At 36.9% G+C, this 25411-nt stretch carries 27 protein-coding genes; 19 read left to right on the top strand and 8 right to left on the bottom strand.

All coding sequences use genetic code 11. The features are described from left to right. Nucleotides 1–5: 5 nt before the first annotated feature. From GNT69_RS06350 to GNT69_RS06315, 8 genes are all read left to right on the top strand, one after another. Nucleotides 6–1253, top strand: a complete 1248-nt coding sequence (locus GNT69_RS06350) for a glutamate-5-semialdehyde dehydrogenase (protein ID WP_203554135.1) — start codon at nucleotides 6–8, stop codon at nucleotides 1251–1253. Between the two features lie 48 nt (nucleotides 1254–1301). Continuing rightward, complete coding sequence (locus tag GNT69_RS06345) at nucleotides 1302–2396, top strand: branched-chain amino acid aminotransferase (protein ID WP_203554134.1); 1095 nt, start codon at nucleotides 1302–1304, stop codon at nucleotides 2394–2396. Between the two features lie 63 nt (nucleotides 2397–2459). Further along, nucleotides 2460–2714, top strand: coding sequence for a hypothetical protein (locus GNT69_RS06340; RefSeq protein WP_203554133.1), 255 nt, complete (start codon nucleotides 2460–2462; stop codon nucleotides 2712–2714). Nucleotides 2715–2809: 95 nt separating this feature from the next. Beyond that, nucleotides 2810–3718 carry a CBASS cGAMP-activated phospholipase gene (locus GNT69_RS06335; protein WP_203554132.1) on the top strand — a complete coding sequence of 303 codons (909 nt, stop codon included), beginning with the start codon at nucleotides 2810–2812 and terminating at the stop codon, nucleotides 3716–3718. A 171-nt stretch (nucleotides 3719–3889) separates the two neighbouring features. Then, nucleotides 3890–4750, top strand: a complete 861-nt coding sequence (locus GNT69_RS06330; RefSeq protein ID WP_203554131.1) for a dimethylarginine dimethylaminohydrolase family protein — start codon at nucleotides 3890–3892, stop codon at nucleotides 4748–4750. A gap of 214 nt (nucleotides 4751–4964) precedes the next feature. Further along, a complete protein-coding gene (locus GNT69_RS06325; protein WP_203554130.1) occupies nucleotides 4965–5270 on the top strand; it encodes a hypothetical protein in 306 nt (101 codons plus the stop codon). Nucleotides 5271–5423: 153 nt separating this feature from the next. Then, on the top strand, nucleotides 5424–6263 hold the full coding sequence (locus tag GNT69_RS06320; RefSeq protein WP_203554129.1) for an MBL fold metallo-hydrolase: 840 nt from the start codon (nucleotides 5424–5426) through the stop codon (nucleotides 6261–6263). Between the two features lie 212 nt (nucleotides 6264–6475). Beyond that, entirely contained in the window at nucleotides 6476–6910 is a 435-nt protein-coding gene (locus GNT69_RS06315) for a transcriptional repressor (RefSeq protein ID WP_203554128.1), read from the top strand. An 88-nt stretch (nucleotides 6911–6998) separates the two neighbouring features. Here GNT69_RS06315 and GNT69_RS06310 read toward each other — a convergent pair whose 3' ends face one another. Continuing rightward, nucleotides 6999–7667, bottom strand: a complete 669-nt coding sequence (locus GNT69_RS06310) for a DUF3889 domain-containing protein (RefSeq protein ID WP_239094082.1) — start codon at nucleotides 7665–7667, stop codon at nucleotides 6999–7001. A 211-nt stretch (nucleotides 7668–7878) separates the two neighbouring features. Between GNT69_RS06310 and GNT69_RS06305 the strand changes: the two genes are divergently transcribed. Further along, nucleotides 7879–8142: a DUF4282 domain-containing protein gene (locus tag GNT69_RS06305; RefSeq protein ID WP_239094081.1), complete on the top strand. Its 264-nt coding sequence runs from the start codon at nucleotides 7879–7881 to the stop codon at nucleotides 8140–8142. Nucleotides 8143–8217: 75 nt separating this feature from the next. Here GNT69_RS06305 and GNT69_RS06300 read toward each other — a convergent pair whose 3' ends face one another. Further along, entirely contained in the window at nucleotides 8218–10254 is a 2037-nt protein-coding gene (locus tag GNT69_RS06300) for a molybdopterin oxidoreductase family protein (RefSeq protein WP_203554127.1), read from the bottom strand. A gap of 220 nt (nucleotides 10255–10474) precedes the next feature. Then, nucleotides 10475–10924, bottom strand: a complete 450-nt coding sequence (locus tag GNT69_RS06295; RefSeq protein ID WP_203554126.1) for a S1 domain-containing RNA-binding protein — start codon at nucleotides 10922–10924, stop codon at nucleotides 10475–10477. A gap of 217 nt (nucleotides 10925–11141) precedes the next feature. Here GNT69_RS06295 and GNT69_RS06290 point away from each other — a divergent pair, with 217 nt between their 5' ends. The 3 genes from GNT69_RS06290 (at nucleotide 11142) to dacB (ending at nucleotide 13828) form a co-directional block, all read left to right on the top strand. Further along, the gene (locus GNT69_RS06290) at nucleotides 11142–11510 is read left to right on the top strand and encodes a CidA/LrgA family protein (RefSeq protein ID WP_203554125.1); all 369 of its coding nucleotides are present in this window, start codon (nucleotides 11142–11144) and stop codon (nucleotides 11508–11510) included. Next, entirely contained in the window at nucleotides 11510–12196 is a 687-nt protein-coding gene (locus tag GNT69_RS06285; RefSeq protein WP_239094118.1) for an LrgB family protein, read from the top strand. The genes GNT69_RS06290 and GNT69_RS06285 overlap by 1 nt, the downstream gene beginning before the upstream one ends. Nucleotides 12197–12382: 186 nt before the next feature. Then, a complete protein-coding gene (gene dacB, locus GNT69_RS06280; RefSeq protein WP_239094080.1) occupies nucleotides 12383–13828 on the top strand; it encodes a D-alanyl-D-alanine carboxypeptidase/D-alanyl-D-alanine endopeptidase in 1446 nt (481 codons plus the stop codon). 33 nt (nucleotides 13829–13861) lie between these two features. On the opposite strand, the gene GNT69_RS06275 is transcribed toward dacB, so the two are convergent. Continuing rightward, complete coding sequence (locus tag GNT69_RS06275) at nucleotides 13862–14671, bottom strand: S1C family serine protease (protein WP_203554122.1); 810 nt, start codon at nucleotides 14669–14671, stop codon at nucleotides 13862–13864. Nucleotides 14672–14833: 162 nt separating this feature from the next. On the opposite strand from GNT69_RS06275, the gene ilvA reads away from it, so the two are divergent. Further along, nucleotides 14834–16039, top strand: coding sequence for a threonine ammonia-lyase (gene ilvA / locus GNT69_RS06270; RefSeq protein ID WP_203554121.1), 1206 nt, complete (start codon nucleotides 14834–14836; stop codon nucleotides 16037–16039). 169 nt (nucleotides 16040–16208) lie between these two features. Here the strand turns inward: ilvA and GNT69_RS06265 are convergent, their stop codons facing one another. Genes GNT69_RS06265 through GNT69_RS06255 form a run of 3 tightly spaced genes read right to left on the bottom strand, consistent with a single transcriptional unit; the run spans nucleotide 16209 to nucleotide 18590 of the window. After that, nucleotides 16209–17681, bottom strand: a complete 1473-nt coding sequence (locus GNT69_RS06265; RefSeq protein ID WP_203554120.1) for a hypothetical protein — start codon at nucleotides 17679–17681, stop codon at nucleotides 16209–16211. Continuing rightward, nucleotides 17668–18177 carry a PilW family protein gene (locus GNT69_RS06260; RefSeq protein ID WP_203554119.1) on the bottom strand — a complete coding sequence of 170 codons (510 nt, stop codon included), beginning with the start codon at nucleotides 18175–18177 and terminating at the stop codon, nucleotides 17668–17670. Before GNT69_RS06260 ends, GNT69_RS06265 begins: the two co-directional genes overlap by 14 nt. Beyond that, complete coding sequence (locus GNT69_RS06255; protein ID WP_203554118.1) at nucleotides 18174–18590, bottom strand: type IV pilus modification PilV family protein; 417 nt, start codon at nucleotides 18588–18590, stop codon at nucleotides 18174–18176. The genes GNT69_RS06260 and GNT69_RS06255 overlap by 4 nt, the downstream gene beginning before the upstream one ends. A 260-nt stretch (nucleotides 18591–18850) precedes the next feature. Between GNT69_RS06255 and GNT69_RS06250 the strand changes: the two genes are divergently transcribed. Then, nucleotides 18851–19126 carry a DUF1292 domain-containing protein gene (locus tag GNT69_RS06250; protein ID WP_203554117.1) on the top strand — a complete coding sequence of 92 codons (276 nt, stop codon included), beginning with the start codon at nucleotides 18851–18853 and terminating at the stop codon, nucleotides 19124–19126. A 26-nt stretch (nucleotides 19127–19152) separates the two neighbouring features. On the opposite strand, the gene GNT69_RS06245 is transcribed toward GNT69_RS06250, so the two are convergent. After that, complete coding sequence (locus GNT69_RS06245; protein ID WP_239094079.1) at nucleotides 19153–19323, bottom strand: aspartyl-phosphate phosphatase Spo0E family protein; 171 nt, start codon at nucleotides 19321–19323, stop codon at nucleotides 19153–19155. A 322-nt stretch (nucleotides 19324–19645) separates the two neighbouring features. On the opposite strand from GNT69_RS06245, the gene GNT69_RS06240 reads away from it, so the two are divergent. The 5 genes from GNT69_RS06240 (at nucleotide 19646) to GNT69_RS06220 (ending at nucleotide 25374) form a co-directional block, all read left to right on the top strand. After that, nucleotides 19646–19822, top strand: a complete 177-nt coding sequence (locus GNT69_RS06240; protein ID WP_203554116.1) for a DUF2187 family protein — start codon at nucleotides 19646–19648, stop codon at nucleotides 19820–19822. Between the two features lie 529 nt (nucleotides 19823–20351). After that, nucleotides 20352–20948, top strand: a complete 597-nt coding sequence (locus GNT69_RS06235) for a biotin transporter BioY (RefSeq protein ID WP_203554855.1) — start codon at nucleotides 20352–20354, stop codon at nucleotides 20946–20948. 13 nt (nucleotides 20949–20961) lie between these two features. After that, nucleotides 20962–21963 (top strand): biotin synthase BioB, encoded by a 1002-nt coding sequence (gene bioB, locus GNT69_RS06230; protein ID WP_203554115.1) that lies wholly within the window; start codon nucleotides 20962–20964, stop codon nucleotides 21961–21963. Between the two features lie 691 nt (nucleotides 21964–22654). Next, nucleotides 22655–24097, top strand: coding sequence for a group II intron reverse transcriptase/maturase (gene ltrA, locus GNT69_RS06225; RefSeq protein WP_203554114.1), 1443 nt, complete (start codon nucleotides 22655–22657; stop codon nucleotides 24095–24097). Between the two features lie 215 nt (nucleotides 24098–24312). Then, entirely contained in the window at nucleotides 24313–25374 is a 1062-nt protein-coding gene (locus GNT69_RS06220; protein WP_203554113.1) for an Atu2307/SP_0267 family LLM class monooxygenase, read from the top strand. Nucleotides 25375–25411: the final 37 nt, after the last annotated feature.

Genomic DNA, 25411 nt, shown 5'->3' with positions numbered 1-25411 from the left:
TAATGATGAGTGAAGTTAAAAGAAAAGGACAGTTAGCGAAAAATGCTAGCAGACTATTAGTCAGTGCGACTACTGAGGAAAAAAATGCGGCCCTAAAGTTGATTGCTAAGCAACTGGTTGCAGATAAACAGACGATTTTAATTGAAAATCAAAAAGATTTAGAGGAAGGAAGAAAAAACGGCCTTTCGGAATCAGTATTAGACCGAATTTTGCTAAATGAGAAACGCATTCATGATATGGCAGATGCGATTGACCTGTTGATCGAGCTAAAGGATCCGATTGGCGATGTTCTCGAAACGATCAATAAAGAAAATGGTTTATTAATTAATAAGAAGCGTGTCCCAATTGGTGTAATCGGAATGATTTATGAAGCAAGGCCAAATGTAACGATTGATGCTGCGACACTTTGTATAAAAACGGGGAATGCAGTCATTTTACGGGGAAGTTCTTCTGCACGCTTTTCGAATATGGTACTTATTCAATCCATCCATTCAGCACTTGAAAAAAGTTCCCTTCCTGTTGAATCGGTTCAGCTAATTGAAGATACAAGCAGAGAAACAGCGAAAGAACTTTTTCATTTAAATGAATTTTTAGATGTCCTTATTCCACGTGGCGGGAAAAATTTAATTGATACCGTCATTCGTGAGTCTACAGTCCCGGTATTAGAAACTGGAGCAGGGAACTGTCATATCTTCATTGATGAAACAGCGGACGAAACGATGGCTGAGGAAATTGTTTTAAATGCGAAAACACAGCGACCATCTGTTTGTAATGCGATTGAAACCATCTTGATTCACGAAAATTGGTATAATAAATACGGTGAGAATTTATTAAAGGCGCTTGATCAACATGGTGTCGAAGTTTATGGGGACGAAGAGGTTGTTGCACTTTTCCCTGCCGCAAAACTTGCTACAGAAGAGGATTGGTACACTGAGTATCTTGGACTAACTGTGAGTGTAAAAAGCATAACGGGTGTTGAAGAAGCGATTGGCCATATCAACGAGTATGGGACAAACCATTCAGAAGCGATTGTCACGAACGATGAACAAAATGCCTCTCTCTTTCTCACAAAAGTAGATGCAGCAGCCGTATATCATAATGCATCGACACGATTCACAGACGGATTTGAATTTGGCTATGGAGCTGAAATAGGGATAAGTACACAAAAAATGCATGCGAGAGGACCTATGGGCTTAGAGGCGCTCACATCCACAAAGTTTTTTATTTATGGGAATGGTCAAATTCGGAATTAGGTGTCATAATATTATTAAAATATAATTAATAGACAGGAGTAACGAAAAATGACAGAACATAAGATTGAGATTCATCTAAGGGAAAACAAGAAACAAAAACCTTCCTTCAATCATTTAGAGTTCGGCAAATATTTTACTGACCATATGTTTATAATGGATTATACAAAAGGCCGGGGATGGCATGATGCAAGGGTTGTTCCTTACCAACCAGTTGTACTCGATCCTGCTGCAATGGTCTTTCACTATGGACAAACGGTATTTGAAGGATTAAAGGCTTATCTTACGGAAAATGATGAAGTATTACTGTTTAGGCCTGATATGAATATGAAACGGTTAAATCGTTCTAATGATCGACTTTGTATTCCATATATTGATGAAGATATCGTCTTAACCGGCTTGAAAAAACTAATCAATGTTGATCGGGAGTGGATTCCAAATGTACCAGGAACATCTTTATATATTCGCCCGTTTATCATTGCAACCGAACCGTTTTTGGGTGTACACCCTTCGTCACAGTACCGCTTTATGATTATTCTCTCGCCTGTAGGAGCTTATTATAAGGAAGGAATCAATCCGGTAAGAATTGCTGTTGAACGTCAATATGTCCGTGCAGCAGTTGGTGGAACAGGAAATGCCAAAACAGCTGGAAACTATGCTGGTAGCTTAATCGCACAGGAAAAGGCCGAGAAAGAAGGATACTCCCAAGTATTATGGCTTGATTCTATAGAAAATAAATACATTGAAGAAGTTGGAAGTATGAATATCTTCTTTAAAATTAACGGAGAAGTTGTAACTCCAATGTTAAATGGAAGCATACTTGAAGGTGTGACAAGGGATTCTGTGATTGCTCTGTTAAAATATTGGAATATACCAATTAGTGAGCGGAAAATTTCAATGGAAGATATTTACCAAGCATATAATGATGGTGTCCTAGAGGAAGCCTTTGGTACAGGTACGGCAGCTGTTATTTCACCAGTTGGTGAATTATCCTGGGAAGGTGAAAAGCTAATTGTGAATAATGGGAAAACGGGAGAAATTTCCAAAAAACTTTATGATACACTGACTGGGATTCAACTTGGTATTGAAGCTGACCCACTTGGTTGGACGATGATTGTTGAAAAGGAAGAAGCAGCTAAATTATAACTTCCGAATTGGCAGGAAAACATCTTCTTAAGTCGAAATAGGATAACTAAGGAGATGAAGCTATTGGATACAGTTATAATCGTTACACTCAAGGTCAATGGATTACCTGCTCCGATCAAGATTGCATCCCAACAAGAGCCAACAATTCAACAAATTTATAAGATGATTGTCGATATAGTTGAACAAAATGATATGAGCAGGGATATTCAATTTAAAAAGTTCCTCCAAGAAAATGAGCAGAAAATGTATGTATACGAAATTGGAGAACGAAAATGTGTGGTACTCGTCGAAAAATTAGCAAAAGTCATCGATTTTTAAAGCTCGCTTTAGGTAGATAAAATGGCTGATACTAAAACATATCATTTAATAAAAGAGGGAAAGCTAATCTAAAGCATGAATTAGGTGATGATCAATTGAAGATTTTATGTATTGATGGCGGTGGAATCCGCGGTGTATTTGCAATTGCTATCTTAAAAGCGATGGAAGATACATATAATCAAAAGGTGAGTAAACATTTTGATCTTATTGGGGGAACAAGTACAGGCTCAATCATTGCTGGAGCTGTGGCATTAAATGTAGACATGCAATCTTTATTGGATCAGTATTTACAACACGGAGAAAAAATTTTTATGAGAGAGGCCAAAGTTGGCCTCTTTAAAAGTATATATAGTGACCGAAATTTAAGAACGTTGTTGAAAAAAGCATTTGGTGATCAGCAACTGACTGAAGTAGAAAAACCTTTGTTGATTCCTGCAGTTGACCTTACACATGGAAAACCATATGCTCATCGTTCATATGGAAAAAATGAAATGACGGATATCCAGATAAAACTTTGGGATGCTGTCCTTTCTTCATGTTCAGCCCCTGTGTATTTCCCACCAAATAATATTGACAATAAATATCTCTCGATTGATGGAGGTTTATGGGCGAATAATCCGTCACTTGTATGTTTAACGGATTCCATTCATCATTTTAAGCAAAGTTTAGAATCTATCCACATTCTTTCTTTAGGAACTGGGAAACAAAATATTGTCTTTTCTGGTGGCCATGAAAAGGAATGGGGGATAAAACAGTGGCTTCCTGTTCAGTTTCCATCTTTTAAAGTAACCCCGAGGTTATTAGATTTAGCGTTAGATATTTCCTCTGAATCAGTCTCCTATCATTGTGAGTTGTTACTCAAAGAAAATTATATGCGTGTGAACAAAGATTTGGGGAAAGAAATGTCTTTTGATGACGTGGGATATATGGATAAGTTAATTGAATTAGGAAATGAAGCATTTAAAGAAAATCAAGCAGAAATAGAGCGATTTTTAGAAAAATAAATGTAATGGCAAGTTGAATGTACTTGCTGCCGGATGGAAAAGCCATATTGATGAGTTCAATATGGCTTTTTGCCATGAGTAAATAATCATGCACTTCGAGCAGCTATTATTAGCATCCAAATGATTATTTAAGGGTATATTAAAAACAAAATTTCTAGCGGAGGTAGTTTAATGACGGATATTTCACAAATTGAACACAAGACAACTTGTTTTACTGAGTATGACCTATTAAAAAGAGTCATTCTTTGTTCGCCTCAATATATGACGATTAGAGATGTGATCAATGAAACACAAAAGCATTTTAAAAATGAAGGGATACACATCGAGCGGGCTCTTGAACAGCATGAAAAATTTGTGCAGGCTTTAAAGGAACATGGAGTAGAAACGATTTTGCTCCCTTATCATAAAAAGTATCCAGAACAGGTTTTTACAAGAGATATCGGCTTTACAATCGGAAATACTGTGTTTGTCGCCGACATGGCGAGTAAAGTTCGTCAAGGAGAAGAGGGGGTCTTAAAGCAATGGCTTGAGGATGAAGGGTTTTCCTATTATAATATAGTCGGAGACCATATTGAGGGTGGAGATGTAATCATTGATGGTGAAACAATCTATATCGGTTTAAGCGACCGAACAAACAAACAGGCCGTTGATCATTTAAAGCAATTGTTAACGAGCTTTGATGTAAAAGGGATTCCATTTAAGGAAACGTATCTTCACCTTGATTGTGTATTCAATGTTGTTTCACCGGAAGTAGCACTAATCTATCCAGAAGCATTAACGAAAGAGGACATTGAATTATTTAGTAGTAAATATGACATTATTGAGGTATCAAAAGACGAACAATTTACACTTGGAACGAATGTTTTATCACTTGGAAACAAACGAATTTTAAGTTTACCTATTAATAAAGAGGTGAATAAACAATTACGTGACCGAGGGTTTGAAGTGATTGAGGTAGATATTACTGAAATTATAAAATCTGGCGGTTCGTTCCGTTGTTGCACGCTACCCATCTTACGTACAAATCATTAAATGAGTGAGAAACCAAATTTTAAACTTTGGTTTCTCTTTTTTTATTTGAAAAAATATTGTAAACTTAAATTATTGGAAAATAATAACTATTATTCTCGAGTTCAAATCTTTGCTTTTTTTAAAAAAAAGAGGGCTGGAAAACGACTTTGTGTTATTAAACAGACATCTAATCATATACTGATGAGGGAATGAAAATTTGTGAGGGATTTAGCAGATGAAAGTGTTTATTCTATCGTTATTAACCATTTTATTGGGTGTGTTAATTTATTTAAACTTTTCCTTTAATAGTTCGAAACCAGTGTCGACTGAATTGGAAAAGGAGTATATCACTTATTGTTATACAATTACAGAAATAGATGAAACTGGATATTACGGAAAAGCTGATAATGGACAGCGCATTCACATAAAAAAAGAAAATGTCAATATTGATGAGGATCTACAAATGAATGATCGAATCATCGTTTACTTTGAGAAGGAAAGCAGAAAAGATGGACTAGTAAAGGTCGAGAAAAAACAGTAAAAAAGGTTGAAATCAAAATGATTTCATCCTTTTTAATTCTTGTTGTCACTGAGAAAATTTAAAAAACATCGACCCAATGATTAATAAAAGAATAATACCCAAGATTCCAGCGAAAGCTAATCTCGGTTTTACTTTTTGCAAAGGGGTTGTAAGATGGACAAAAATCTATCATATGGTAGTGATTATAAATATATTCCCACTACGTCAATAGGCAGTGGTGTTGGGATATCTGTATTGCCTGACATCTACTCGTACACCGTTCAAATTGTTAATATTTGTTTCGTAGGTAATGAAGATCATTTTGTGTTAGTTGATGCTGGGATGCCTGGATCAGCAGAGGAAATTATTGCGACTACAGAGGAGCGTTTTGGACAAGGAAGCAAACCGAAGGCAATTATCTTGACACATGGTCATTTTGATCATGTTGGTGCGATCGTTGAATTAATCAAACATTGGGAAGTGCCGGTATATGCGCATGAATTGGAACTCCCATATTTAACAGGGAAAAAGAAATACCCCGAGCCGGATTCTACGGTAGAAGGCGGTATGGTTGCAAAAATGTCGCCAATATTCCCTAATGAGCCGATCTCTTTAGGCGACAATGTAGAAGCATTGCCATCAGATGGAACTGTCTCACAAATGCCAGGTTTTCGCTGGATTCATACTCCTGGACATACAGAAGGCCATGTATCATTTTTCAGAGATCAAGATAAAACCTTGATCGTTGGAGATGCTTTCGTAACAGTAAAACAAGAGTATCTTTACAAAGTGCTGACTCAAGAGAAAGAAATTAGCGGACCACCCCGCTATTTAACAACAGATTGGGAAAGCGCAAGGAAGTCTGTCCAGAACTTACAAACCCTTACACCAAATGTTGCTGTAACGGGTCATGGTTTGCCGATGAGTGGAGAAGAGTTATCAACAAGTCTTCAGGTGCTCGTAAATGAATTTGATAAGATCGCACTTCCTGATTATGGGAAATATATCAATTAATTAACTTAGAAATAGGCCTCGTTTTTAAAGGCCTATTTTTAGTATCAATTAAAATGCCTGTTAATATTGACAGAAAATTTAATTGATTATATTATTATTATGAAAACATGATTTATTTATAGTTTTGTATTTTGTAAGCACTTACTTTATAAATCAACTGATCGTTATGTAAAAATGTTTTTTAAAAGGATGCTAAAGTGAGGTGGGTTGAAGTGTCATCCCTTTTTAGTGAAGCCATTGATAAATTAAAAAGTTCAGGAATTAAGCTCACTCCTCAACGTAATGCAATCTTGGAATACTTGTTCGAATCTTTATCACACCCAACAGCAGATGATATATTTAAGGCGATTCGTGAACGGTTTCCTAGCATGAGTGTAACGACCGTATATAATACGTTGCGAACTTTCGAGGAAGTAGGCCTAGTAAAGAAGATGGACTTTGGGGATTCATTCAACCATTATTGTTGTTTGACAACCAATCATTACCATGTTATTTGTCAAGAGTGCGGAAAAATCGTTAATTTTTTTTATCCAGCACTAAATGAAATTGAATCATTCGTTGAGCAATCCAAGGGGTTTAAAGTTACCCACCATCAATTGGAAGTTTATGGTATTTGTTCAGAATGCAATGGTACTAAACCAAATTAGCGAGTAACTGAAAATGTAAAATACCCTTTCTTACGACATGGTAAGAAAGGGTATTTTCTTTGCAGTTAGAGAAGGAAATTTGTTTCTTTTATACTTCATTTAGATCAAATGAGACGATTCGGTTTGTTGTTGGATTATAAATGACATTTCCTTGAACTTTTATTTCTTCCTGAGGAGACCTCAATAGAAAATGATAGGTTCGTTTTATTTGAGTTGGTGATATTTGTGTGCTGTCAACAAATTGATAATCTGTTACATCGTATCCTGGATAAGCTGTTTGAGCAAGATTTAACAAATACTTTCCCCACTCTTCTTCTGCAACATGAGGAGATGGAAGAATCTCGATATTTATAACCCCCTGATTTACAGAGGCTCCTAGAGCTTGAAATGCTCTTCGGTGAAGGATTAGATTGTTTACCGGATAGCCTGGTACTTGATCAACGACCTTCACCAATATTTCTCTAGGACTTGCTGAAGAGAGATTTCTTACCTTTAAAGTTTGCCCGCACTGATATTGACTTTCTGTTCCAACTGCGACTGTCATATATTCATTATCTGACCATGGGATGTTGCATTTCGTGATTGGTCCGCCTTCTGTCCAGCTCGCCTGTCCTCTAATTGGTTGTTGGCGCATGTTTAAGGGTGAATAATTATATCTATAAGGAGATTGTGAACGTTGGAAATAAGATGGAACATCGTAATTAGGATAATACATGATTGGATTTAATGTCGGTAAGTAAGGGTATCCAGGGTACATGTCAATTCCTCCTATCTAAAAAATCTTCCCAATACTGTATGAGCGAATAAGGTTCCCGGTGACTAATATAAAAGAGAACTGGAATGGTTACTGCTGATTGATGTTTTTATTATTTTCCTGTTGTAACTTCAAGAAAAGCATCATTAAAGCGCTAATTCTTTCATACTTTAATGGGAAAGAAAAAAAGGAGGGATTTCCAATTAAAGAGTTTATGCAATTCAATAAAATGATTACTCCGTCCATTATCAAATTTGTTTTTTGGATTGGTGCAGGATTATCGGTTTTGTTTGGAATCATTCAAATTATAGCTGGTGCTGCAAGCCCATATGGGGGCGGAATACAAGTTATTTCAGGATTATTTACGATCGTATTAGGCCCGTTTATCACAAGAATTTATTGTGAGCTATTGATTATTTTTTTCAAAATTCAAGAAACATTACAAGAGATAAAAAACAGAGGAAATATAGAAGGATAAATCAAGAGTCAATAACTATCTGATTAAAAAAGAGCTTGGAATATCAAGCTCTTTTTCCCATTGGTTAAGGATGTTTTATTCTTCCACCTTCGCAATATTTACTTTTCCTGAAAAGAAGGTTGCTCCACCTCCCATATCGGCTAGACGGTCGGGGGTGAGTGAATTAAGTAATCGTTGCGAGCCTGTTGAATCTGACCATAATCCCTGTGTGACAACTACACCAGAAAGAACATTATCACCGGTAGTTGCTTTTAATTTACATTCGCCACGCTCGTTCCATATCCGAATCATATCCCCATTCTCAATTCCAAGTGATTTTGCATCCTTCGTATTTACGTATATAAGAGCCTCTTTTTCTAGTTTTATATGTTTCTCATTATTAGAAAATGTAGAGTTTAAGAAATTATGATTTGGGCCAGCAATGAATTGAAACGGGTACTCACCATCATCCTCTAGTGGAATATAAGTCGGAAGTGGAGGGTATCCGTGTTTTTCCATTTGTTCAGAGTATAATTCAATTTTGCCAGTTGGCGTTAATAGTTTACCATGTAATAGCGGTTTAATTTGCGCTTTTTTATAATGGTCCTTTTTCAAACCTTCAAGATCGATCCCTGTAAGATTTGGAGAGTCTAAAGCTTGTTTAATCATTTCAGCCTCGGATTCAAATAGAGCTTCATCGTTGAAATCCATTGCCTTTGCAAGTAATTGAAATACCTCCACATTTGATTTTGATTCTTTATAGTTTTCAATGATTGGCTGCTGAAGTTGTATATAATGATGCCAAAAGGAAGTGTAGAAATCGGTATTTTCAAAAACACTTGTTGCTGGAAGGACGATGTCAGCATATTTTGCTGTTTCAGTTAAAAACAAATCATGGACAACTGTAAATAAATCATCACGCGCTAACCCTCTCCTAACTTTATTGCTTTCAGGTGCGACAATTGCAGGGTTTGATCCGTAAATAAACAACGATTTTATTGGCGGATCTAGGGTAAGTAATGCTTGACCGAGCTGATTCATATTGATGATTCTCGTGTTTTGATTTTTTAATAAATCAGGTCGCTGCAGATTTTTTGTATTATGAGACAGATACCCTTTGTTCCCCTTGATGGCTCCACCGCCTTTATTGAGCCATTGCCCTGTTAAAGCAGGTAGACAAGAAATTGTACGGACACACATGCCGCCATTATCGTGATGTTGCAAGCCGTTGCCTATGCGGATAAATGAAGGTGATGTTCTTCCATACAATCGGGCAAGCTCAAGTATATCTTCAACCGGGATACCGGTAATTTCTGATACAGTATTTGGGTCGTATTGGATAACATGCTCACGTAACTTTTTATAGCCGACTGTATACGTTTCAAGAAAATGGGAATCGATCATGTCCTCAGCAAATAAAATATGCATAATCCCTAATGCGAGCGCAGCGTCTGTTCCTGGAAGGATTGGAATAAACCAGTCTGCCATTCGTCCAGTTTGATTTTTATGAACATCAATGACAATAATTTTTGCACCGTTTTTGCGGGCTTTCTGTGCAAGAATGACTTGATGCATATTTGTGCTGACTGCATTAATCCCCCAAAATATAATTAGTTTTGAATGAATGGTATCCTCAGGATCCATACCAAAGCTACCACCCATTGTATATTGGTAACCTACAGAGCCTGCGGAAGAACAAATCGCCCGTTCCAACTTCGAAGCGCCTAAACGATGGAAAAACCGTCGGTCGATTCCCTCAGCATTCACATTTCCCATATTCCCGTAAAAACTATAAGGAAGAATGCTTTCTGGGCCAGATGTGCGAATTAGATGCTTCCAGCGAGAAGTGATGGTTTCAATTGCTTCGGTCCAGCTTATTCGCTCATACTTCCCATCGCCTTTTATACCTGTCCGTCTCATGGGAAATTGTAAGCGTTTTGGGTCATATATGCGTTCTGTCATGTTTCTTACTTTATTACAGATGTTTCCATTCGTTACTGGATGGTTTGGATCTCCTACGATTTTTACAATTTTTCCATCTTTTTTATGAACGAGTAAACCACATTGATCAGGACAATCCAATGAACATACGGAAGGAAAGATACCATTTGCTTGTTTTTTAAAAGAAGACATTTACACACTCCTAAAGGTTTATTTACTAAGATGGTAAAATAACCTGAATGTTCTTTCAATAGGATTTGTAATATTTCTCATTTTAGACGGATGAAGAGAGCAGTGGGACTTTAAAATAAAAAAGGCAAGCGATATTTCTACGCTTGCCTCCCGTTTATAGATTTCTTGCTCATAAATCAGAGGAAGATAAATCCTCTTTATTGGAACAACTCAGTAGATATTAACCGCGTCTTCCACCTCTACCGCCGCGCTTTGTTTCAGTGTTCCGCTTAAGTGAAGATAAATTTTCTTCACTTGATTTCAAAAACTTAGCCATCTTATCTTCAAACGTTTCTTTTGGTTTGAAGTTTCCCTTGGAACGGAAATCTTTATTTCTGTTATCCGTTTTTCCTTGGCGTGGAGCACGCCCAGCGTAGGAAGATTCTCGCTTTTCAGGTTGGTCAATTGCTTTTTTAATTGAAAGGGCAATTTTTCCATCCTGCTCACTTAAAATTTTCACTTCAATTTGATCGCCAACTGTAAGGTGGTCATTCACATCCTTTACATAGCTATCGGCAACCTCGCTAATATGAACTAGACCAGTTGAACCTCCAGGCAATTCTACAAATGCTCCAAAATTTGTAATTCCTGTCACTTTACCTTGTACCTTACTACCTACTTCGACTGACATAAAAATATGGATCCCCCTCAAAATTGTTAAACACACTTCATTATATCAAAAAATGAACAAAAATAACCCCAAACTTTGTTACTAAAATTAATCTTTATAATTCTGAATATTTAATTTACGATTGCTGAAATTTATCGTATGATATACTCTATAGTTCTAATTTGGAAATAGTTGTAATTTTTTTATTTATCCTTTAATTTGAGAGAGGATTCATTCAATGAAACTTGGAGTCATTATTTTACAGGTCGTATTCATTCATGTTTTTTTCTTATTAGGAGTAGGTTTAAAAGCAATCGTTTCTTTGCCAATCCCTAGTTCTATGCTTGGTCTTTCTTTTTTATTTATAGCGTTATATTTAAGAATCATTAAATTAGAATGGGTTGAAAAAGGTGCAAACTGGTTGTTAGCAGAATTATTGCTCTTCTTTGTTCCTTCGGCAGTTGGAATTATAAATTATGATGAAATTTTAAGTATAGAAGGAATAAAAATCGTATTATTAATAGGAGTAAGTACGATGATTGTAATCGGACTAACAGCCTTAATAGCTGAGAAAATAATTGGGAAAAAGAGGGGTGAGTTGCGTTGATGGTCGTTTTATTTACCATTGTTACGATACTCGTCTACCGCCTAGCGAAAAAAATCTATTCTATAAATTCACTCTTACTATTCCACCCATTGCTGCTAACTCCATCGCTGTTAATTTTATTAATTTCACTTTTCCATGTTCCGGCAAATCAATATTTGGATGCTTCTAAATGGTTGACACATATGCTTGGTCCAGCAACTGTTGCCTTTGCTGTCCCGATTTACAAACATTTAAAGACGATAAAAGAATATATAGGGACAATCCTTGTTAGTATTACAACTGGGTCACTAATAGCTATTTTTTCAACATTGTTATTGTCATTAATGATTCACTTAAAGTATGACTTTATTACATCGATTTTACCACGATCGATTACAACACCGATTGCCATTGAAGTTTCAAAGGAGATTGGTGGTCTCCCAACGTTAACGACTGTTTTTGTTATCATTACCGGAATGGTTGGTGGTGTGCTTGGTCCAAAAGTAATAAAGTGGTTATCGATTAAAAACCCTATTGCTAAGGGACTTGCACTTGGCATGGGTGCACATGCGATTGGAACAAATAAGGCAAGAGAATACGGTGAACAGGAAGCAACATTTTCGTCACTCGGGATGATCTTTGCCGCCTGGATTACAGTGCTTTGGGGGATTTTTTTAGTACCTTTTTTAATGAAATTAGCAGTATAGCATCATCCTGATCTGTCTATATGAAGCTGGATTGACAATGAGTCCATGCGAATCTTATGCAAAGGCAAATAAACGGTTTGCCTTTTTTAAATTGTGGAATAATAGAAAGAAATTGAGCAGATAGATGGATGTGAGTGAATGATGCGAAGAGGTCTCCATTTAAAATTTTTTTGGATAATCTCCATAATGACAATACTTTTGTTTTTACCGTTTCCAACACATGATAACGCAGCCACCAAGAAAGCAGTTTATTCAGCGACATTAGCTAAGATTGATACAATTTTAAAAGATGAACGTTTGGCTGGTGCCATTACTGGTGTAAGTATTCGTAATGCGGTGTCAGGAGAGTTAATCTATTCTCCTTTTGGTGACACTCGTTTACACCCAGCCTCAAACATGAAACTTTTAACAGCGGCCTCAGCATTGGAAGTATTAGGGAAGGACTATCAGTTTTCAACCGAAGTTTGGATAGACGGGAAGATAGAAGGGAATACGCTAGTGGGAAATGTTTATTTAAAAGGGAAGGGAGATCCAACCTTAATGAAGGCAGACTTAGATCAGTTTGCCAAAGACTTGAAAGCAAAGGGAATACATAAAATTGATGGAAATTTAATTGGAGATGATCTCTGGTATGATCATATTCGTCTTTCTCAAGACTTAAACTGGTCTGATGAGACCAACTACACCGGTTCCCAAGTTTCCGCTTTAACGCTTTCACCTGATCATGATTATGATAGTGGGACTGTTATTGTTGAGGTGTTTCCAGCTAAAAAGGTCGGAAAGCATGCAAACGTGAAGGTAACACCTGCTACAAATTATGTGGAAATTAGGAATGAAACTGAAACAGTTGAGGGAAATGCTCAAAAAAAAATCACAATTGAAAGAGAGCATGGGACGAACGTAATCAATATTAATGGGACGATTCCGTTCTCAAGTAACAGTGAAAAAGCATGGGTAGCGGTTTGGGAACCGACAGAATATACTTTAGATGTATTTTTACACGCTCTTATCGATGCAGGGTTTAAAATTAGTAACAGTTTAGAAGTAAAAACGGGTAGTACCCCAGAAGATGCTCAGTTGCTAACAATAAAAAAGTCAATGCCTCTGGAAGATTTACTAGTTCCGTTTATGAAGCTGAGTAATAACGGTCACGGAGAAACCCTCACGAAAGAGATGGGGAAAGTCGTTCATGGTGAAGGAAGTTGGAATAAAGGTCTTCAAGTGATGAAAGGAACTGTTGTAAAATTTGGAGTGAATGGGGAAACCATTTTGCTGCGAGACGGTTCTGGGATGTCCCATAAAAATTTGATCTCTGCAAACGAATTATCTCAATTGTTATATACTATTCAGGAAAAAGCTTGGTTTCCGGAGTTTGAGGCTTCTCTTCCAGTTGCGGGTGATTCAGATCGATTAGTCGGTGGTACTTTACGGACACGGATGAAGGAAGAACCTGTAAAAGGAAATGTGAAAGCAAAAACAGGGTCAATTACTGGCGTTTCAACGATTTCTGGATATGTGATCCCAACGGAAGGAGAACCTTTAATTTTTTCGATTATGATTAACAATTACTTAGGTCATTCCGTGAGAGAAATAGAAGATTCGATTGTACAAACATTAGTTGAAGGTGGATGAAAACCAAAACCACATTCATCATGTGGTTTTGGTTTAATTATGCTCATTCTTGAAGAGATCCCAGATGTAATGGGAGGGAGTTGCCACTCCGACTCGATTTTTCCCCATCGGTGAGGAGATGGTTGCAAAAATCACGCCAACGACTTCACCACTTTCATTTATAACAGGACTGCCACTATTTCCTTTATATACAGGGGCATCAATCATGAGTACCGGAACGTTCCAATTACGTAAAAGAATTTCACCGGCAATCTCTCCTTCATTGGCAATCTGTGTAAAAGACAGTGGATTTCCAATAAAAATTATTTTTTCACCCATTGCTTCGCCCCAATCCTTTTTAAAAGAGAGAGGGAGAGTGGGAAGGTTTTCAGCTTCGATATCGACAATTGCTAAATCCAGTTCTGAATCTTTGACGATTACGTTGCCAATATAGGTGTTTCCAGTTTTAAAATGAACCATTACCTTATCTGAATGAGCAACTACATGCTCGTTTGTCACAATTGTTCCCGTAGGTTCAATATTAAAACCCGTTCCTTTTACACCATCATATTCGATTGACACGACCGATTGTTTATATTTTCTTACCTCTTGATTTTCTGAGAGCTTTTTTGATACTTGCAAAAATTCAATCGCAGGGATATTAAATAAGTGGAACCATACTTGCAATCCACTTATTAATAAGGCAAATACGAGAAAAAAACTTATGACTTTAACGTATTTGGATCTTCGTTTTTTTCGTCGCTCTTTCTCATTTTCCCATTCTTCATCTACTTCATCTAAATAAAGAGTCTCCCAAGCCTCTTCATCTTCATTATGTTCTTGCCTTGTTTTTTCTTTATCCATATGACCACCTAATTATAAGATACTTTTAATGTTCGTTTCTTTCAAGGGAATTATTACATATGCATGGCAAATACCATTTCACAAATTTAAAATTGTATAACCAATCTATTCGTGTGAAAACTAAGGAAATCAATGAAAGATATGCCAGTGAGGAGTGGGAATATGGTTTCCTATAATGAGGTTGTTAATGCCTATGAAAAGATGTTGGGAATCGTTCATAAAACACCATTAGATTATTCGAAAACATTTAGTAAGTATGCGAATAATGAAGTATATTTAAAGCTAGAGAATTTACAAAAAACTGGTTCCTTTAAGGTCCGAGGTTCTTACAATAAAATGATTTCATTAACGAAAGAAGAAGTTCAAAAAGGGGTGGTTGCAGCCTCAGCAGGAAACCATGCACAAGGTGTAGCATACTCAAGCAATCTGTTGAATATCCCTTGTACGATTGTTATGCCTAAAGGCGCGCCTTTAAGCAAGGTGCAAGCAACAAGAGAATACGGTGCGAACGTTGAATTGCAAGGAACGGTCTTCGATGAGGCGTTAGAGTACGCAGTAGAGTTGAAGAAACAAACTGGTGCTGCTTTTGTTCATGCCTTTGATGATAAAGCAATTATTAATGGTCAGGGAACAATAGGACTTGAGATTTTAAAGCAGCTACCAGAAGTTGATGCAATCGTTTGTCCAGTCGGAGGTGGAGGGCTAATTGCTGGAATTGCTGCTGCGGTGAAAGAACAGCATCCATCGATTAAAATTTATGGAGTTCAAGCTGCTGCTTGTACAAGTATGGAACAATCATTGAAGGAACAGAAACCGGTCCTTGTTGATTCCAGCCCTACTATGGCGGATGGGATTGCCGTTAAAAGACCAGGCTTGCATACTTTTCAACTCGTTCAAAGGTATGTAGACGCGATGGTTTCAGTTGATGAAATGGAAATTGCCCAAACAATGTTAATGCTTTTAGAGCGGAATAAATTATTGGTTGAAGGTTCCGGCGCGGTGGCACTTGCAGCATTATTATATCAAAAGGTGCCGCTTCAACATAAAAAGGTAGTACCGGTTATTAGTGGTGGGAATGTTGATGTGAGTTTCATTTCGCGAATCATCGAAAGAGGGATGGTTGAGGCAGGTCGTTTTGTGCGTTTTAGTACAATTTTAAATGATAAGCCTGGAAACCTCGAAAAATTCCTAGGAGTAGTTACTGAAAAGAATGGAAATATTTTAGATGTCTCTATAAATCATATGGGCGAAAATATCTATCCAGGATATGCTCAATTTCTCCTATCGGTGGAAACGAAAAACCGTGAGCATATTGAAGAAATCTTTACAGCCTTTCAGAAAAAAGGATTTACGACAGATATTGTTTAAAAGATGAGGCTATGTCTGTGGTATGAGTTATAAAGTACAATAAGGAAAAGCATTGAAAAGTGTGGGGATTATGGAGATGTTTAGGGATTTATCATGGAAGGAAAAGTGGATTCATCTCCATATGTTGAAGATGAATCCATCCCTTTATTATAAGCCTTTTGGAGCAATCTTAATCAACGATTCGTCCTTGCGGAATTAAATCAATGTTTTTCACTTTTATTTTTGGTAAATATTGTTCATCCCAGTTGATTGTAAGCCTATCTGGATAATCAACCGTTAGTTCCCCGATTAAGCCGCCATTGATCGTCATCGGTTGATTGTTTGTTTTGATTTCAATTCCGCCTTCAGCGTAATAGATGCCTGGAAAAGTGCTGCAACTGCTGTTATTTTCAATCGTTAACTTTCCTGCGACAAACAAACCGAAGCGGTAATCATTGTTTTTGAGGTTAATACAAGCATTTTTAATCTCGGCATTTCCATGTACATAAATATTTGAAAATTTATCTTCAGTTGATAAATTTTTATGGTCGCTATCGCCAATTGTTAAATTCACATGGTTAATATATAAATTTTCCATTGTTACCATATCCCCGCGAAGCATTAGGTTGCTTATTGGCGGATTAGAGCTGCTTGTTTGCTTTCCGCCAACTTCTAATGAGCGATAGACAAAAAGACCTTCATTGAATGTGAAGTACCGCGGATTTGCCTGATCAATTCTATCATTGTAAAACAAACCACGATCAACTTTATCTTGTTGGATAACGACGTTCCCAATAACAATCAACTTTTTAAATTCAATATTTTTAAAGCTTTCTTTTTGTCCAATTCGTATTCCGAGTAAACTGAATACTGGTTCAGAATACCCACCATCAATTACTACATTTGTATTTGCTACCACCTCTTCATTCAATACATTTACCTTTACAAGTTTCAATAGGTCAACACCTAATATAGCACCTTGTCTTGAAGCGATAATCGGTTTTTCTTTGTACATAGAAAAATCCCCATTACCGCCACCGATAGAGATGAGGTTAAGTAAATTTATATTTAAAAGTCTTTGTTCGTCTGGTACTCGATGGTAGTTTTTTTCTGAACCTCCGATTGTAATTAAGTTGAGATTTAGTACGGCACCCACCCCTAACTTAAGAACATTATCATTCGTAAAATTTAATGGATAAGCTCCGTCTTTCGTTAAATCTATAATTTTATATACAGCCTCATCATGCTCAAAATCATACTTCAGCATATAATACCCGATAATTGTTTTCTTAGTGTCACTAGTTACGCCTTTGCTAGTGACTTCAATATTATATTGGTCTTCTAACCCAATTAATTGAGCCTTAACTTGGATTTTAACTGGTTCAATTTCTGGACCGACCGTGACCCAATCTTCATAATCGGCTAAAAAATGTAAAAGATTAATAGAATTGGAATCTGTCGAGTGTACATAGTTTTTGAAGGCGGTTTCAAAATAAGTTAAACCATCAAGTGCATATTGCTGTGCTTGGGAATTGGACTCTGTTTTCACAGTTCGTTTTGTTTCACCTACTGTGTTAACCAATAGAGACAGACCGAGGACGGAAAAGACTAAAATGACTAAGAGCACGAGCACAAGACTTGAACCACGTTCATTTAACTTCAATCGTATCAGCCCCAATAATAAGATAAGGTATTCGATTCTTTAGTTCGATTTTTTTGCCGCCAGAGTCTGTATGTTTTTCTTGCATAATTATTTTAATTGATAAATATTTTTCTCTATATGTAGAATCCTCTATTTTTATCCATGAATCTTCCGAAACTTCATATCGTGAATGGATGGCGTTTCCATTTATGACCGCTTGTCGATTCTCAAATCCTAATGTAACTTGCTCTCCTTCCATTTTTGTAATTTTTATTGAATTAGGATAATCTGAAACAATCTCTACCTTGGTTGCCACCAAAATTTCATTTTCGAATCGTTTCATCACATAATTTGCTTCATCATGTAAGGAGATGTCTTCATTTATTTTTCTAAAATTGTCTAACCCGCTCGTTAAATAAGCAATCGTTGCAATAGAAACGATACTTAATAAGGCGATGCCAGCTAACACTTCAACTAGGGTGAGTCCATTTTCTCTTGTTATTGTTGATCTCTTCATAATTCTACCAACCCTTCAAGGGTCGTAATAGGCTTTTGGTCGTTATGATAAACTTCAATCTTAACAACGTATAAGCGGATTTCACCCTCATCGGTTTCTCCAGTTTCATTCACTTCCACTTTTATTGAATACCTTTTATTATTTACTGTTTTTATGTAATCGTCGCTGCATCCTGCTTCCGTTTGGCAATTGTTACTACCATATATGCCAACATCATCAATTTCTGCGATTTCTCCAGCTTTTACTTGTTCTAAAAAGAATTTTGCCAAATTTACTGCTACTAATTTATCTTGATTCCCCATTGTCGTTTTTTGAGAGATTGTAAAAAACTGAAAAAATACGGTCCCGATTAGGAATAAGATAAGAAATGAGACTAGTATTTCTACTAACGTAAAGCCGCGGTCATTGGGCATTATAATCCCTCTATTCGTGGGTTTTATTTGTAAAGAAGAAATTATTTTAGTGATATAGGTCACATTTTTATTTTATTATAATTTTTTCGAAAAAAGTATAATGAACGCAAAGATTTTCATTTATAACATATGATTTTGACAATTTTGTTAAAAATGCACATCTCAGAAAAAACAAATCATCCGATATTCAAGGTTAAATATCACACCGATGGTAGATACTTAATAAATGCAGATTGATTAAAATAGAGAGGAGGAATGAAATGGGTAAGGCGGAAATCGGTGAGGTGTTCACTATTAGTGACGAAAATAACGAAGACCAGGAGGTCGAAGTTCTCGCTTCGATTACAAATGAAGGGATAGAATATGTAGCGGTCAGTTTTGTTGAAGATTTGAAGGGAGAAAATATTGAGGATATTGATGTATTCTTTTTAAAAGTGGATGAGGATGGCGATTTTTCAGCAATCGAAAGCGATGAAGAATTTGAAAAGGTTTCTTTAATGTTAGATGAAATGATGGATGAAGAAGAGTTAGACTAAAAAAGAGAGCAGATGCTCTCTTTTTTTTATAAATATCGCTGAAGCTTGTACTTCATTGAAAGCATAATTAATTTATCTAAGTCCTGACTTAATTTTAATGTTTCATTGGCAGACATTCCTTTAAGGGAGGCAGTGTTTGTCATTTGAGTTCGTTTGTTTTCAATAATACTTTGGAGATGTTCGTGTAATGTTCGCAATAGGACCACCCCTTATCACAATGTTTAATTAATACTACCAATATGGTATAAATTAATATTACTAGGTAAATAGGGGATTTTTTAACTGAATTATGAAATAAATGTGACAATTTTGTTTTTCCTCTTGTCACTTTGTTTATAGAGTATTTTAACAATAACTCTTGATGAAAATGAAGCGTTGGTATATAATTGTGATAATATTTAGATTAGTCAGAATTTATTCACCCTAATGAAAGCGCTTACTGATGTTGAATTAAAGAGTTTGCTAAAATCCCCCAGCTTACTGGGGCCTAAATAAAGTATGACAAAGGGAGAGATGATAATGGGAACAAAAAAAGCGAATATTGGAGATAAAATTATCTCGAAAACAGGTATTAAAGGGAAAGTGGAGAAAGTGAAGGAAAATTCAGTCATCGTGGAAATTATTGAAAATATGTCTGAATATGAGTTTATGAATAACAGGACTGTTGTTTCACATAAAAATTATATAGTCATTTAAACGAAACATAAAGTCCCTTATATGGATTTACTTATAACAAATATTTGATTTTGTAGTTAATCAAAGTGTTTAAACGAACCCATCAGCATGGGTTCGTTTTTATTTTTTATTCTTAGTTATTATTCATTGTTGATTTTCTTGTAGTATAGGCGGAGAATTTCCGCCTAATGTATATAGTGGAAGCTTAAGAAGCGAAAATAAGCGGAGATATTCCGGTTAACTGCTCTAAATAAGCCAAAATTCAAAGCTTTTGATCATATAGACGGAAATACTCCCCTTATTTTTAAGGAAATATCGCTATTTCCCAGTTTAGGCGTAATTTATCCGCTTATTTTTCAAACATAGTAAAATCAACATTCAGTTATTACAGAGCCATTTTTTTAAAAATAGGGTGGAAAAAAGGATTTGACAATAGTGCAACACTACAAATATGTTAACCTAAAATAAAAGTAGTTGACACAAAAAAAGAAACCATTTACTATTTGAATAGGATAAATATTGAGAAAACATTGTGAGAGAGGAAAAAATGATGAAAAATAAAATGAATGCCTTAGATATTAGTTTAGCAGGGATGTTTGTTGCGTTAATGATGATTGGCGCAAATATTACGTCAATTGTCCCATTTATGGTGGTAGGCGGGGTACCAATTACGTTACAAACGTTTTTTGCTATTTTAGCAGGAGCGATACTTGGGAGTCGATTAGGATCCATTAGTATGATGGTATATGCTGCTTTAGGATTAGTTGGAGCACCCGTTTTTGCTAGATTTAGTGGTGGCTTCACCCAAATTTTAAGTCCGACATTTGGATTTATTGTTTCATTTATTATTACAGCCTATATTGTTGGAAAAATGGTTGAAAAGAAGAAAACATTGAATATGTTTATTTGGGCATCACTTACTGGGATGGTCATTAATTATCTTTTCGGGACGAATTGGATGTATTTTGCTTACAAGTTCTGGGCTGCAGCCCCAGATGGTTTTACATATAAATTAGCTTGGTTATGGATGCTCCCGCCATTACCAAAGGATATTATTCTTTCAATCGGAGCAGCATTTTTTGCTTATCGATTAGAGCATTCTGTTCTTAGTCGGAGTCAATTCAGGAAAATAAACAGGCCTGTATAGAGGGGGAAATGAAATGAGTTGGAAGCAGTTAGCGTTAAATGTTCTTGAAGGTGATGAAATAACGAATGATGAGGCATTAGCGATTTTAAATTGTCCAGATGAAGAAATTCTTGAATTAATGCATGGTTCTTACCTGATTCGTCACCATTATTATGGGAATAAAGTAAAGCTAAATTTGATTGTGAATGCTAAATCTGGACTCTGTCCTGAAAATTGCGGCTATTGTTCGCAGTCGAGTATTTCAACAGCAACCGTTGATAAGTATAAAATGATGGATAGAGAAGAGTTATTAAAAGGTGCTGAACAAGCGAATCGCTTAGGAGCGGGAACCTATTGTATTGTCGCAAGTGGTCGTGGTCCAAGCGATAAAGAGATTGACCAAGTCTCATCTGCGGTAAAAGAGATAAAAGAAAAGTATAATTTGAAAATATGTGCGTGTTTAGGTTTGATTCAGCGTGAACAGGCAGCAAAACTGAAGGAAGCCGGGGTTGAACGGTATAATCACAATTTGAATACATCCGAAAATCATCATGAGGCGATTACTACTTCGCATACATATCAAGATCGCGTCGGTACGGTGCAAATGATTAAAGATTTAGGAATTTCTCCTTGTTCTGGGGCAATTATTGGAATGAAAGAAACAAAACAGGATGTTATCGATATGGCAAGGAGTTTAAAAGCAATCGATGCTGACTCAATCCCAGTAAACTTTTTACATGCGATTGATGGAACTCCGCTAGAGGGGACAAATGAGCTGAATCCAAGATATTGTTTAAAAGTGCTGGCGCTTATGCGGTTTATAAATCCTACAAAAGAAATTCGCATTTCTGGCGGGCGCGAAGTGAATTTACGGAGTTTACAGCCACTTGGTTTATTTGCCGCAAACTCAATTTTTGTTGGTGATTACTTAACAACAGCCGGTCAAGAATCGAATGCCGACCATCAGATGCTCAAAGATTTGGGTTTTGAAATTGATTATGTTCGGAAAGAAGAGCAAGAATTGTTGAATAACTAAATAAGGATGTTTAATGCGAGCTATGATGATAGGCTCGCTTTTATTGTGCGACGGGCAGTTGCACCTTTGCAGGACCACTGCAAGAACTAACTTATATAGGTTGGGACACGCTACGGCGGTAAAACGGTCCCCGAATCCTGGAAGGTTATCTCTCTCGGAGGTGTAAGTCCTCCCATAGGAGTGCTGGCACAACCTATGAAGTCTAATCTAGGGCATTATTGTGAAGTAATGTCTGAAGGAGATGCGGAATGTCGAGAGACCCGTAGACGGATAAGCAGACCCAAATGCGAAAGCGTGAAGCACATACGGCCGGGTAAGTTGACGACTGTGCGAGAATAACGGGAAGTCCTCACTGTAAATTACAGGAGTCCTTTAATCAAAGAGCCAGCCGATTAAAGGGAGCTTATCAAGTGAAGGTGCTGGGTATGTTTAGAAGGAAAGTGTAATGACCCCGTGAGGTCTTCACTCTCAATTTCAGGTGGTGTCATATAAGAGTAATTCGAAGTTGACATTACGAGTGAAGAAGTCAGACGCTCTCATAGTACGGAAGTAAGAATGTGACTAAACACATTCCGAACGGAAGGGGATGCGACCTCGTGGTTCTACTCTAATAGAGGTGTGTAATGAAAACAGAACACGTTACCTCGGTAAAACGAACTGGATGTACACAATGAAAGGTGTGGAATAAGCATTGAATCAAGAACTGAAATTGAAATGGCATAGTATCTACGGACAAATTCTCTTTGACCGAAAACTAATGGCTGCCTGGGAAAAGGTAAAGTCTAACAATGGAGCTGGTGGAATCGATGGTGAGACCATTCAAAGCTACGAAGCTAACGAGAACGAGAATATCAATCAACTTCTTGCGAAACTTCGAGCGAAAGAATACACACCATCACCTGTCAGAAGACAGTATATTCCCAAGAAAAATGGAAAAATGCGACCACTTGGAATCCCCAACATTGAAGACCGCATTGTCCAACAAGCCGTAGTAAACGTAATAGAACCAAAATGTGAAGAATTTATTTTCCACAACTGGTCATGTGGCTACCGCCCAAATAGAGGTGCTAAAAGAGTAGTGCAGCTTATAATGTGGAACGTGGAAAAAGGCTATAACTATATCTATGATTGCGATATTAAAGGCTTCTTTGACAATATTCCACATAAGAAATTGATGAAGGTGCTTCAGAAATATATAGCAGATGGGACCGTCCTAGACCTTATCTGGAAATGGTTAAAAGCTGGCTATATGGAAGAAGGCAAATTCCATCAAACAGATTCTGGCACTCCGCAAGGAGGCGTAATTTCACCACTTCTTGCGAACCTCTATTTAAATGAATTAGATTGGGAACTAGACCTTAATGGAATTCGTTTTGTGCGTTATGCGGATGATTTTCTTCTATTTGCGAAAACAAAGGAAGACATCAAACGAGCCGAACAAATTACCAAAGGCAAACTAGCAGAATTGGGCTTAGAAATCTCTATCGAGAAGACCAAAGTCGTGGATTTTAACCATGATGATTTCGATTTCTTAGGATTCACCTTTGAACACTGGAGAAACCGAAAGAAAGATGGAAAACCATACTTCATAGCTAAACCTAAAGAGTCCACATGGGATGACTTTCGCCAAAAGATAAAAACCAAAACGAGAAAGACCTTTACATATAGTAAAGAGGTTTGGATAGAGAAAGTAAATCCTGTAATTAGAGGAAAAGTAAATTACTTTCTAACTCTTTGGGAAGCAATAAAGGCAAACGAAGAATATGGATTAAAAAGCAACTGCTACTTTAATGTCATTGGAAATGAATTAAAGGCAATTGATGGCTATATTAGAAGAAGGTTACGAGTATGCATGATTCATAAACACCCAAGTCAAAGAAAAGGGTGGACAATGACAACGAAATGGAATATCGAGTTCTTCGTTCGAATCGGATTGGTAGCGACTTTTCAATATTACTACGGAAAACAATATGGCTATACTCCAGAATCCTACATTGATTATATGAAGAAGAGCCAAGAGAAGAAACAACAAAAGAAGGTCCAAAAAGCAAAAGAACGCGGAAGGGAGTATTATACACCTGACCGCGTTCGCAAAATGAACTATGCACAAAGAATAGCAAAGTATTCAATGTAACACGTTGGTAAGCCGTATGCCTTAATAGGGCACGTACGGTTTGATAAGGGGGGAGCCTTGTGAAAGGTTTCCCTACTTTATTTTTTGAATTCTTTTTACTATAGATATAAAAATAGTTGTTTGATTGTTCATTCTTTTTAATTCAAGATAAAAATGGTATGGTAAATAAATCAATAGGAGATATTCTTTTCTATGGAAGAATGGAGGGTTTGTGCGTGGAGTTAGGGATTAGTACATTTGTTGAGACGACTCCAGATGTAAAAACGGGTGAGGTCATTAGTCATGCTCAACGAATTTCTGAAGTAGTAGAAGAAATAGTATTGGCAGATCAAGTGGGTTTAGATATTTTTGGTGTCGGTGAACATCATCGGGAAGATTATGCGGCATCTTCACCTGCTGTTGTGTTAGCTGCAGCGGCAACGCAAACGACTCGTATTCGTTTAACAAGCGCTGTGACTGTGCTTTCATCAGCTGACCCTGTTCGTGTATTTCAAGACTTTGCTACCCTTGATGCACTTTCGAATGGAAGAGCAGAGATTATGGCGGGCAGGGGGTCGTTTATCGAATCATTCCCATTATTCGGTTATGACTTAAATGATTATGATGAGTTGTTCGATGAAAAATTGGAGTTGTTATTGAAAATACGCGAGAATGAGAAAATTACTTGGAAAGGTCAACATCGACCGGCAATAAATAATCTTGGCATTTATCCTCGTCCTGTACAAAACCCTTTACCTGTTTGGATTGGGAGTGGTGGGACGTCACAGTCAGTTGTCCGTGCGGGCCTTCTCGGATTGCCACTTGTCCTCGCAATCATTGGTGGAAAGCCGCTGCAATTTGAACCACTCGTACGTCTATATAAACGAGCAGCTGCAAAAGCTGGACATGATGTAGCAAAATTGCCTGTTGCTTCCCATTCACATGGCTTTATAGCAGGGAATCTTGAAGAGGCTGCAGATAAATTTTTTCCTTCTACTCAACAAGCAATGAATAAATTAGGTCGAGAACGTGGTTGGGGGCCATATGATCGGTCAAGTTATGATTTTGCGCGAAGCTTCGAAGGGGCATTGTATGTTGGAGATCCGCAAACGGTTGCCGACAAAATTATCCATTTGCGTAAAAATGTCGGGATTACTAGGTTTATGCTCCATGTCCCTGTTGGAACGATGCCACATGAAGAGGTTATGAAAGCGATTGAATTGTTTGGGAATGAGGTAGCACCGGTTGTACGTGAAGAAGTAGCGAAATGGGAAGATGAAAATGAGCTAAAAGGGTAAAAAAGTTGTAAAAAACCTGTGCCTATTATTAAGAGCA

Origin of the sequence: Bacillus sp. B15-48 (assembly GCF_016879755.1) — a bacterium.
In the GTDB taxonomy this organism is placed as follows: Bacteria; Bacillota; Bacilli; order Bacillales; family Cytobacillaceae; genus Mesobacillus_B.
The sequence above is the reverse complement of the archived record's forward strand: the minus strand, read 5'-3'. Positions and strand labels throughout refer to the sequence as shown.